Below are 9,436 nucleotides of genomic sequence, written 5' to 3'. Positions count from 1 at the left end.
AGACGGATGCGGGTGAACCGGTCGCGCTTGGGCTTGCGCGCGTTCTCCTCAAGCATCCGATCAAGCTCGGCCTTCCAGGGGCCGATCTTCGGCTGCGGCGGAACACTGCGCTCGCAGGTGAGTTCCGTCGCACCAGAACGGACCGCGTTCCGGACGATGTTCCGCGAGACACGCAGGTCGCGACAGATCTGCTTGATCGATTTGCCGTCCTGGAAATACCCCCGTCGGATCTTCGCGATAGTCTCCACGACCAACATCCCGAAACTGCTCCCGGTTGTTCCCGGGAGCATGATGACCATCAATCTAAGGGGAGCGTTTGGGGACGCCGATCACCCCGCTACGGGGGCAGTTTTCCATGCCTGTTCACAGTGGTGACGCCGCATGTCGCGCAGACGTCCCCTTATTCAGCCATCGACGGCCGGACGACCAGGCATCCCGGCTATGCCCAATCCCAGCGGCACAGGAAGAAGATCGAGGATCCCTTCGGCTGGGCCAGGGCAGTCGGCGGCATGGCGCAGACCATGTATCGCGGCATCGAGAGGGCGCGCGCCCGCTTCACGCTGACGATGGTGGCCTGCAATCTGGCGAGGCTGCCGAAACTGCTTGCGGCCTGACCAGGGAAGCCGCCGCCAGGACTGCCCGCCCATGATCCAGCCCCCCAACAACAGCGCAGAAGGAAACCGTTCCTCGCGGCAGCCTTTTTCTGCAGCCTGTTAGGTTTCATGGGGGGGCTTCTTGGCGGCATGCCAAGGCAACCGATCACTGTTCGCCTCGAGAAAATCACGCCAGGCTTGCAGCAGGGTTTCCCGCTCCGATTCATTGTCATCAAAGGACATGTGGACGGCGATGCCCCGTAGCATGCAGGAATTCAGGCGCAGGAATTGCAGTGAGGCCGCATCGTTCGGATCGCCGCCCAAGGCCTTGATCAGGAGGGTGTCGCGCACATCGCGCCATTCGCCCAGGATGGCACGCAGGGACTGGCCCAGGCTGTCATCCATTCGTGCCGCCAGCATCAGCTCCAGCGATGCAACATAGCTGGGTGTGGCAAAGACCCGCTTCCAGAGGTATTCGGTCTGTTCGGCGATAGACATGGTTTCGCCCGGCTTCAGGGACGAGACATAGGCCTCGCGCTCGTTGCGCCATTGGGTCAGAAGATGGGCAAAGGCGGCTGCAAAGAGTGCGTTGCGAGAGCTGAAATGATGCGTCATCGCACCGCGCGAGACACCTGCCTTTTCGCAGACAAGTGAGGTGCTGAGCTTTTCGTAGCCGACTTCTGCCAAGGTCTCCAACGTGGCTTCGCAAAGCCGACGCTGCATGGCTGCGGATTTCTCGGCCTGTGATTGCCTGGCACGGTGGGGTTTGCCCATGTCTCGGGACCTTATTTCTTATCAGACAAAAGGCCCCCATCCGCTGGGCGGATGGGGGGAGTATTTCAGAGAACCGTCTGGCTCTCCAAGTCCTTGGGTGCCTTTGTCAGCACCTCGGGGGTATTGCCCACGATGACGGTGTCGTCCATACGGAAGCCGCCGACGCCCCAGATGTAAATACCGGGTTCGGCCGAATACACCTCGTTCGCCATCAGCGGACGGGAGTTGAACGCCGTGTCGGCAGGGTATTCGTGACCGCGCATGCCGACGCCATGGCCGGTACGGTGCAGGATATTATCGCCATAACCGGCGGCTTCGATCACGCGGCGCGCGGCGAGGTCGATCTCGCACACCGGGTTGCCGGGGCGCATGACGGAAATTGCGGCTTCCTGGGCCTCGACCGCGATCTGGAAGGCTTTCTCCTGCGCCGCGTTCGGGCGACCGCAGAACCAGATACGTTCATTTTCGATGGTGCAGCCATTGAGGCGCGGAATGACGATATTCACCAGGCCATCGCCTTCTTCAATGGTCGCGCCGGTCTGGGCGCCATTGCCATGGGGTGAGGCGGAATGCGGGCCACGCAGCGTGTAGATGCGCCATTCGCAGTTCTGCCCCGGGAAGCGACGCGCGGATTCTACGATCGCCTGGCGCTGCATCTCGAGGTCGAGTTCCTGGATCAGCCGGCCGGCGCGGATGTTTTCGCGATAGCGATCCTGCAGCCAGTCGGAGATATCCGCCGCCTCGCGCATCAGTGCCAGTTCTTCGGGGTGTTTCACCAGACGCAGGGCACGCAGATCGTCCTCGACCGGGGCCATTTTGCCGCTTCCGAGGGAGGTGAGGATTTTTTGCATGTGCGCCGGTGCGCTATCATAGCCAAAATGGGCCCCGTCCAGGCCACGCGCCCGCAGCCGGTCGGCCACATGGGCGTGGAAGCCATCGTAGAGGCGGACACCGTCGCGGCGATGTTCGTAATAGAATTCCACGTCATGCAGCCAGGTCGACTTGCGTTCCTGGGCAAAGCGGAAGTGGTTGGTCGAGAGCGAGTGCAGGACGGCGAACAGCTCTCCCTCCTTGGGGACGATGACGGCAATAGGACGTTCCCAGACGGCCACGTCGACGATCCAGTTGGTGTAGAATTCGGAATCTGCGCCGAACAGGATCACGGCGTCGAGCCCCTTGCGGCCCATCATTTCGCGCAGGCCGTTGAGGCGATACTCGAAGACGTCGTTTGATAGGAAACCCATGGTATTTCTTTCTGTAGTTGGAGGAAAGCCGGTCAACGGCGGCGACGGGTGGTCAGCCGCGTGACCAGCAGCGTCGATATCACGGTGACTGCCATCAATATGAAGGCAAGCGCCGATGCGAACGGCCAGTTCGCGACCGAGGAAATCTGGTTGTAGAGCGTGGGGGCCATCATCTTGTAGCCGGGTCCACCCAGCAGGTAGGGCGTGGCATAGGCGTTCATGCACAGGATAAAGATCAGGACAAAACCGGCGAGAACGCCCGGCATGATCATTGGCAGGAAAATCCGGGTGAAAGCCTTGTACCGGCTGGCGCCCAGGTTCAGCGCCGCGTCCACGATCGAAAAATCCACATTCTCGATCACCCCTTGAAGGGTCAGGATCATGAAGGGCAACACCACTGAAAGCGTCCCTATCACGACGGCAAAGTCGGTATACATGATCTCAATCGGTTGCGAGATGATACCGAGGTTCATCAGCGTGACGTTGACCACGCCGCGGGTGCCAAAGAGTGTGATCCAGCCGGCCGCGCGCACCACGTTTCCCACCAAAAGCGGAAAAATCACCAGCACGACGAGGAAGCTTTTGAACCGGCTCTGGGTCCGGGCCAGGAAGTAGGCGATCGGGAAGCCGAGGATGATACTGCCGATTGTCGCGCCCAGGGCCACGGCCAGGGTGGTCAGGATCACCGTGTGAAAATAGGGCTCCGCGAAAAAACGGACATAGTTCTCAAGCGTGAAGGTCTCGCGCATGAGAAGCATGGGGTCATAGGCGTTGAAACTGTAACGCAGCAGGATGAGCATGGGCAGCACGAGGCTGCCCAGCACCAGCAGGGTAGCGGGCGACAGGAGACCTGTCGCCGCACCAATTTGTCGGATGTTGATCTTGGACACCGTCATCCTCACGCCTTGAAGGACTGGTTCCACCAGGTCAGCGTGTCGGACAGTTGTTCCGCCACATAGCCATAGTTGGGATGCACAAAGGCTTCACGCTCGGCATCAGTGAAGCCCAGCGTCTCGTGCATGTCGTCGCTGATCTCTGCGTTGGAGACGGTTGGCAGGTAGCCCATGGCCTTGGCAAAGACGAGCTGCATCTCTGGGTCGAGCATGGTGTTCAAAACTGCTGCAGAACCCGGCTTGTTCTGGGTGAAACGGGTTGTCGCGGCGTTGAATGTCACCGGGATCGCGCCTTCCGACGGGGTGGCTGCGGCGACGCTCAGGCCGGCTTGGCTCCACTGGTAGGCACGGGCCTTCCACATCAACGTGGCTTTGATCTCCTTGGCCTCAAAGGCGTTGGCGATGGCTTCGTTCGAGGGGTAGACCTTGGGGCCGCCAGCGGCGTTCTTGAGTTCCATGAGGGCATCTTTGGCGGTGTCGAAATCCGTCGCGCCGCCCCCATGGGCAAGGGATGCAGCAAGCAGCACAGGGTTGAACAGGATGTCCGAGAAGCCGACCGCGCCGCGATATTCTTCGGTCCAGAGGTCGGCGTAGGAGGTCGGCGGGGTGCTGACCTGAGTGGTATCGTAGACGATGACCATGCCGCTGTAGATATGCGGGATCGAATAATCGTTGACGAAGGTATCAAAGACATTGGCGTAGTTCGGGATATCCAGCTCTGCCACCGGCGTCAGGATGTCCTGTGCATACATCTGGTACATGTCGGTGTCGGACAGGCAGGCCACATCCATTGCCCCGCCGCCGACGCGGGCCGCCGTGATCAGCTTTGTCTTGCGGGCGGTTGCGCCGCCAGTGTCCAGTACCATGCGATAGCCGCCGGCGTTGGCCAGCACTGGCTGTACGTCTTCGGTCAGCAAGCGGGCATAATCGCCGCCCCAGGTGCCGACGACAACGCGGCCGCCGCTTTGCGCGCGGAGCAGACCGGGGGTGGCAAGGGTGGCGCCCATGGCTGCGGTCCCGGTTAGGAAGGCGCGTCTGGAAGTCATCGTCATTCTTCTATCTCCTGTTGGTCAGTGTGCTGTAGTCATGTCGTCGACAAGGAGCCGGACGGCTTCGGGCAGACAGCCGGCCGAAATCATGTCCCCCACGCGCAGCGTCAGGCTGTCGCCGGTGCGGTTTTGATGGGTCGCCGTCAGCTGGTCGCCGCCGGGCAGGGACAAGGTCACCTCGCTTTGCGCGCCCAGATAGGTGATGGATTGGATCCGCGCCTCGAAACTATTCGGCAGCGCCACCGCCGCCGGGCCGAGGATCAGGTTTTCCGGGCGCAGGGTCATCACCCGGTCCGCAGGCATGCCTGCACTGTCGCAGCGGAACATCGTCCCGCCGGTGGACAGGAAGCCTTCGGGCGTGACCTTACCGGAGACGACGTTGGAATGGCCCAGGAAATCCGCCACGAAGTAGGAGGCCGGTGCGTCATAGAGCTCTTCGGCACTGCCTTCTTGCACGATCTTTCCTGCGCGCATTATGACCAGGCGGTCGGCCATCATCAGGGCTTCTTTCTGGTCGTGGGTCACGAAAACCGTGGTCAGCCCCAGCGATTTCTGCAGATCGCGGAGTTGCATACCCACGCTCTGGCGCAGCTTGGCGTCGAGGTTCGACAGCGGTTCATCCAGCAAGAAGACATCGGGGTTCACAACCAGCGCGCGGGCCACGGCAACGCGCTGCTGCTGTCCGCCCGACAGCTCCTTGGGATAGCGGTGCCCGTAGGCACCCAGCGAGACCAGCTCCAGGGCTTCAGCGATGCGTTTGTCCGCCTCGGCGCCGCTGATGCCGCGCATTTCCAGCCCGAAACCGACGTTTTTCTCGACCGTCAGATGCGGGAACAACGCATAATTCTGGAACACCATGCCGGTGTTGCGCTTGTTCGGGGCAAGGCGAGTGACATCCTTGCCGTTGATCTCGATCTGCCCCGCGGTGACCGGCACGAAACCGGCGATCGAGCGCAGCAGAGTGGTTTTGCCGCAGCCTGACGGCCCCAGCAGCGCCACCAGCTCGGACGCACCGGCGGTTAGGCTGACCCCGTCTACAGCGCTGAAATCGCCATAGTCTTTCTGAAGGTTGCGGATATTGAGGTCAGCCATGGTTACACCACCTGTGAGAGTTTGACGAAGCGATCGGAGATCAGCAGAATCGACCCGATGATGAGGATCTGGATGGTGCTGGCGGCGGCCAGGGTTGGGTCCATGTTCCATTCCAGATACTGGAGCATGGCGATGGGGAGGCTCGTGTTGCCCGGGCTTACCAGCAGCACCGAGACTTCGAGGTTTTCGAAGCTGATGACAAAGCTGAAGAGAGCCGCCGCCACGATCCCCGAGCGCATACGGGGCAGCGTGATGCGGTAGAAGGTGGTCCAGGCGCTGGCGCCGAGATTCCGTGCCGCTTCCTCGACCGATCGGTCCAGCATGCCCATTGAGGCGACGATCAAGCGAACGCTCCATGGAATGGTCAGCATCACATGGGCGATCACCAAGCCCCTCATCGAGGTCGTGGCGTTGTAGCCGGTCATCTGAGCGATTTGGATGAAGAAGACATACAGCGCGGTGCCGATCACGATGCCTGGCACCAGCAGCGGCGCCAGCAGGAACCCCTTGATCGCTTCCTTGCCACGAAACTCGTAGTTCACCAGCGCGATGCTTGCCAGCATGCCGGAGGTCACGCCGATGACGGTGGCGATCAGCGCGACCTTGGTGCTCGTGAGAAAGCCGTTCACGAAATCCGCTTGATCCAAGGCATTGGCGAACCAGTTCAGTGTGTATCCCGGTGGCGGGAAGCTCAGGAACTGGCTGTCGAAGAAGCTGACGAAGGTCACCGCGACCACAGGCAGCAAAAGGAAGCCGTACAGCAGTACGATCACCGCATGGAAAAGAAGCTTGGAGAGTGTGGAAGTTTGCATGAAGGGTCCTGAAACGGGCGATGTTTTGCGACGCTAGGGTGAGAAAACGGGAGGCTCAATAAAAAAACCGACAATACTGTTTTTTTATTTGTGTGCGATCCTTCGGGTGATCACTCTTGGGGCAACGAGGTTGCCGCGAATGGGGGGGAGCAATACGGGGCCTTGGGGCGAACGAGGTTTTCTTCAGAGAATCAGGTGCTTATTGGTCGGGCTCGAGAAAATGGGCCCTGCAGCACTAACTTCGGATCCCATTGTCGTGGGCATTGAATAGGGGGGGCCGTCTGTTCGCTTCAGTCTGGAGGGTGGGGCCTGCATCCCGTGCTGGGGCGGATAACCTGGTCCGTTGCCATTGACGTCCTGCCGGAATGGGAGTGATTCGAAGGCAGGACGCCGCGCCGTGATGACGATGAATTCTCTGGCTTCTCAGCCGGTGAAGCGGATCGGCAGGCTGAAGGTATAACGTGCCTCGGTCAGCCCCTTGGGGGCGGCGGCAAAGCGACCGGCGGCCTGCACGGCGGTGAGCGCTGCCTGATCGAGCGCGCCGCTGCCTGAGCTTTTGCGGATCGACACGCCCAGCAACTGCCCGCTCGGCGCCACCGAGACCGCCAGCACGACGGTGCCGCCGCCGCCGCCGCGGGGAGCACGTTTGCGCCGCTCGATTCGGGCTCGGATCGAGGCGCCCCATTGCGCCTGCAATGATCGGGCGCGGGATTTCGACAGCGTCGAAGGGGCTGAGGAACGCGCCTCGCCGGCATGAGTTCCGCCGCCGGCTCCGGCCGCACGTTGGGCGCGGGAACTGATGCTGTCCTGCGCAGCCGCCGGGGGCTTGGGTTTCGGTTGTGGTTTCGGCTTCGGTTCGGTCTTGGCCACTTCCGGGACCGGTTCGGGTTCCAGCTTCTGCGGCGCCGGCGGTTCTGGCGCCTTGATGGCCTGGTCGGGCGGGGTGGGGGCTGCGGGCATCGCCGGGGTCAACTCGGGCCGGGATGGCAGCTCAGGGCGCGGCAGTTCGGCCAGGGTGGGGCGCTCCGGTGCAGTCGGTTGCGGCGGTTCGGGGGCCGCCTGTGCCAGTTCGGTGGCAACCTCTGGCGGGCGTTCCCAATCCTCGACCATCGCCGCGATCGCCGCCGAAGAGGCCTCGACCGACATCACCGCCTCGCCGCCATCCCCGGCGGAGGAGGCGCCCGCCGGTGCTACCCGCCGCAGCGCGGCGAAGGCCAAATGCGCCGTCAGGGCCATGGCGACAAAGACGATGGAATTGATCAGCAGTCGCATCGCAGCCTCACTTCGGAACGGTGACAAGCTGAACATCGGTAAAGCCGAGCCCGGCGAGGCGTGGCAGGAGTTTGGCGATTTCCAGCGCTGGCGCCTGCCCGTCGGCGCGAAGCACCAGGGGCGGAACATCGGCGCCGGCACAGCCGCCGTCGCCGCAAAGCTCTATACGGGCCAGTTCCAGCGCCGCCATCACCGCGTCCTCTCCCTCCGCATCGCGGAAGGCGAGCGTGGCTTCCGGGCTGAGATAGAGGGTCAGGGTCGCTTCGGCCTGATCTTCGGAGCTGGCCTGCGGTGGTTCCACCGGGATCGGCTCGGGGGGGGCGATTTCGGCTGTCATGAGGAAGAAGATCAGCAGGAGAAACACCACGTTGATCATCGGCACGATGCTTTCCATCGGCGCCTTGCGGGGAGGATCGGCGAAATTCATCATCGGATCACTCCACCAGGACCAGGCGGGTAAAGCCGGCGCCGCGCAGCGCGTCCATCACCTCGACTAGCCGTTGCAGCGGCACCTCGTCACCCACGCGCAGGACGATGACATCCTGGGGCGTTTCGGTCAGATCGCCAAGCCCGGCGATCAGCGCCTCCGGATCCATTTCGCGGCCGTTCAGCTTCAACCCCTCGGGGTCGATCTGCACCAGTCGCGGCGGGCCCTTATAGTCGGTCGCGGCACCGCCGGCGGCCTGCAGCGGAATTTGCATGTCGGTCCCGAAGCGCGAGGCCAGCATGAAGAAGACCAGCAGCAGAAACACCACGTCGATCATCGGCGTCAGCGATATGCGCCGGGGTGGGCGGGGATCGTCGAAGGTCATCGCGGCTTACTCCGCGGCCAGCGCGTCGGCGGCCTGTTCGGTCATCTCCGGTGCATCGGGGGCGCGACGGCGCAGGAAGACGCGGGTGGCGATATCCTCGAGCTGACGGCGCAGCCGGTCGTTGACGCTTTCGAACCAGGTCAGCGCCATTGAGGCGGGGATTGCCACCGCCATACCGGCGGCGGTGGTCAGCAGCGCCTCCCAGATCCCACCGGCCAGCGTGGCTGGATCGGCGCGCGCGCCCGCCTCCTGCAGGGCCTGGAAGGCCGAAATCATGCCGAGAACGGTTCCCAGAAGGCCCAGTAGCGGTGCGATGGTCGCGATCAGCTCAAGCGCGCGCAGCCCGGTGCGCCCGCGTGCCAGCAGCGTCTTGGCGACGCGCACGGTTTCCTGTCGCGCGGCATCGTCGTCGAATTCGGGGTTGCCATGGGCTTCCATCGCGGTTCGGGTCAGCCGGGCGCGGATGGTCCGGCGCCCCTTGAGCTGGGCGAGTGCCGGGGCGACATCCCCCCGGGCCCAGTCGTCCATCGCCTTGTGTACATGATGGGCCCCGTTCCACGCCCCCAGTGTCAGCAGATCCCAGGCCTTCCACAGGATCAGCGCCAAGGTGATCACTGACAGCGCCGCGATAGCCCAGATCGACGGTCCACCGATGTTCAGGAAATCCAGAACAGAGGAGAGGGTATCGTTCAGAGACATGAATTCCATGGGCACCACCGCGACTCGGCCAGAAGATTATGGCGCCAAACCGGGGAAACCGGGCGCCTTGCACTCTGTTGCTAATAAAACCTACCTTTTTCGTCAACTAAAACTGTGCCCCAATCTCGTCGGCAAGGGCCGAAGAGGGCGCAATCGCAGGCTTGCGGGGAAAGGAGACACCTCTGTTCGTGGCGGG

Annotated in this window: 10 protein-coding genes and 2 pseudogenes; 1 reads left to right on the top strand and 11 read right to left on the bottom strand. The window is 62.6% G+C overall.

The annotated features are described in order from the left end of the window. Positions 1-257 (bottom strand): annotated as a pseudogene (locus G455_RS0119325) (IS21 family transposase); the annotation flags it as partial. A gap of 111 nt (positions 258-368) precedes the next feature. Here G455_RS0119325 and G455_RS24730 point away from each other — a divergent pair. Beyond that, positions 369-614 (top strand): annotated as a pseudogene (locus G455_RS24730) (transposase); the annotation flags it as partial. Positions 615-713: 99 nt separating this feature from the next. On the opposite strand, the gene G455_RS0119315 reads toward G455_RS24730, so the two are convergent. The 10 genes from G455_RS0119315 to G455_RS0119270 all read right to left on the bottom strand — a co-directional run bounded on the left by G455_RS0119315 (position 714) and on the right by G455_RS0119270 (position 9,249). Continuing rightward, positions 714-1,367 (bottom strand): TetR/AcrR family transcriptional regulator, encoded by a 654-nt coding sequence (locus G455_RS0119315; RefSeq protein ID WP_084437134.1) that lies wholly within the window; start codon positions 1,365-1,367, stop codon positions 714-716. A gap of 65 nt (positions 1,368-1,432) precedes the next feature. Then, complete coding sequence (locus tag G455_RS0119310) at positions 1,433-2,611, bottom strand: M24 family metallopeptidase (protein ID WP_028095195.1); 1,179 nt, start codon at positions 2,609-2,611, stop codon at positions 1,433-1,435. A gap of 32 nt (positions 2,612-2,643) precedes the next feature. After that, a complete protein-coding gene (locus G455_RS0119305) occupies positions 2,644-3,501 on the bottom strand; it encodes an ABC transporter permease (protein WP_240474634.1) in 858 nt (285 codons plus the stop codon). Between the two features lie 8 nt (positions 3,502-3,509). Next, a complete protein-coding gene (locus G455_RS0119300; RefSeq protein ID WP_051312638.1) occupies positions 3,510-4,556 on the bottom strand; it encodes an extracellular solute-binding protein in 1,047 nt (348 codons plus the stop codon). A gap of 18 nt (positions 4,557-4,574) precedes the next feature. Further along, positions 4,575-5,645, bottom strand: a complete 1,071-nt coding sequence (locus G455_RS0119295; protein ID WP_028095192.1) for an ABC transporter ATP-binding protein — start codon at positions 5,643-5,645, stop codon at positions 4,575-4,577. Positions 5,646-5,647: 2 nt separating this feature from the next. Beyond that, positions 5,648-6,457 (bottom strand): ABC transporter permease, encoded by an 810-nt coding sequence (locus tag G455_RS0119290; protein WP_028095191.1) that lies wholly within the window; start codon positions 6,455-6,457, stop codon positions 5,648-5,650. Between the two features lie 423 nt (positions 6,458-6,880). Beyond that, positions 6,881-7,729 (bottom strand): energy transducer TonB family protein, encoded by an 849-nt coding sequence (locus G455_RS0119285; protein ID WP_028095190.1) that lies wholly within the window; start codon positions 7,727-7,729, stop codon positions 6,881-6,883. A 7-nt stretch (positions 7,730-7,736) separates the two neighbouring features. Continuing rightward, positions 7,737-8,159 carry an ExbD/TolR family protein gene (locus tag G455_RS0119280; protein WP_051312637.1) on the bottom strand — a complete coding sequence of 141 codons (423 nt, stop codon included), beginning with the start codon at positions 8,157-8,159 and terminating at the stop codon, positions 7,737-7,739. A 4-nt stretch (positions 8,160-8,163) separates the two neighbouring features. Next, on the bottom strand, positions 8,164-8,541 hold the full coding sequence (locus tag G455_RS0119275; protein ID WP_028095188.1) for an ExbD/TolR family protein: 378 nt from the start codon (positions 8,539-8,541) through the stop codon (positions 8,164-8,166). Positions 8,542-8,547: 6 nt separating this feature from the next. Next, positions 8,548-9,249, bottom strand: coding sequence for a MotA/TolQ/ExbB proton channel family protein (locus tag G455_RS0119270; protein ID WP_051312636.1), 702 nt, complete (start codon positions 9,247-9,249; stop codon positions 8,548-8,550). Positions 9,250-9,436 lie beyond the last annotated feature (187 nt).

This window comes from Pseudodonghicola xiamenensis DSM 18339, from assembly GCF_000429365.1.
GTDB lineage: Bacteria > Pseudomonadota > Alphaproteobacteria > Rhodobacterales > Rhodobacteraceae > Pseudodonghicola > Pseudodonghicola xiamenensis.
The sequence above is the reverse complement of the archived record's forward strand: the minus strand, read 5'-3'. Positions and strand labels throughout refer to the sequence as shown.

Coding starts and splice junctions, on each gene's coding strand:
- G455_RS0119315 (WP_084437134.1), bottom strand. CDS start 1,367: ATGGGCAAACCCCACCGTGCCAGGCAATCACAGGCCGAGAAATCCGCA.
- G455_RS0119310 (WP_028095195.1), bottom strand. CDS start 2,611: ATGGGTTTCCTATCAAACGACGTCTTCGAGTATCGCCTCAACGGCCTG.
- G455_RS0119300 (WP_051312638.1), bottom strand. CDS start 4,556: ATGACGATGACTTCCAGACGCGCCTTCCTAACCGGGACCGCAGCCATG.
- G455_RS0119295 (WP_028095192.1), bottom strand. CDS start 5,645: ATGGCTGACCTCAATATCCGCAACCTTCAGAAAGACTATGGCGATTTC.
- G455_RS0119290 (WP_028095191.1), bottom strand. CDS start 6,457: ATGCAAACTTCCACACTCTCCAAGCTTCTTTTCCATGCGGTGATCGTA.
- G455_RS0119285 (WP_028095190.1), bottom strand. CDS start 7,729: ATGCGACTGCTGATCAATTCCATCGTCTTTGTCGCCATGGCCCTGACG.
- G455_RS0119280 (WP_051312637.1), bottom strand. CDS start 8,159: ATGATGAATTTCGCCGATCCTCCCCGCAAGGCGCCGATGGAAAGCATC.
- G455_RS0119275 (WP_028095188.1), bottom strand. CDS start 8,541: ATGACCTTCGACGATCCCCGCCCACCCCGGCGCATATCGCTGACGCCG.
- G455_RS0119270 (WP_051312636.1), bottom strand. CDS start 9,249: ATGGAATTCATGTCTCTGAACGATACCCTCTCCTCTGTTCTGGATTTC.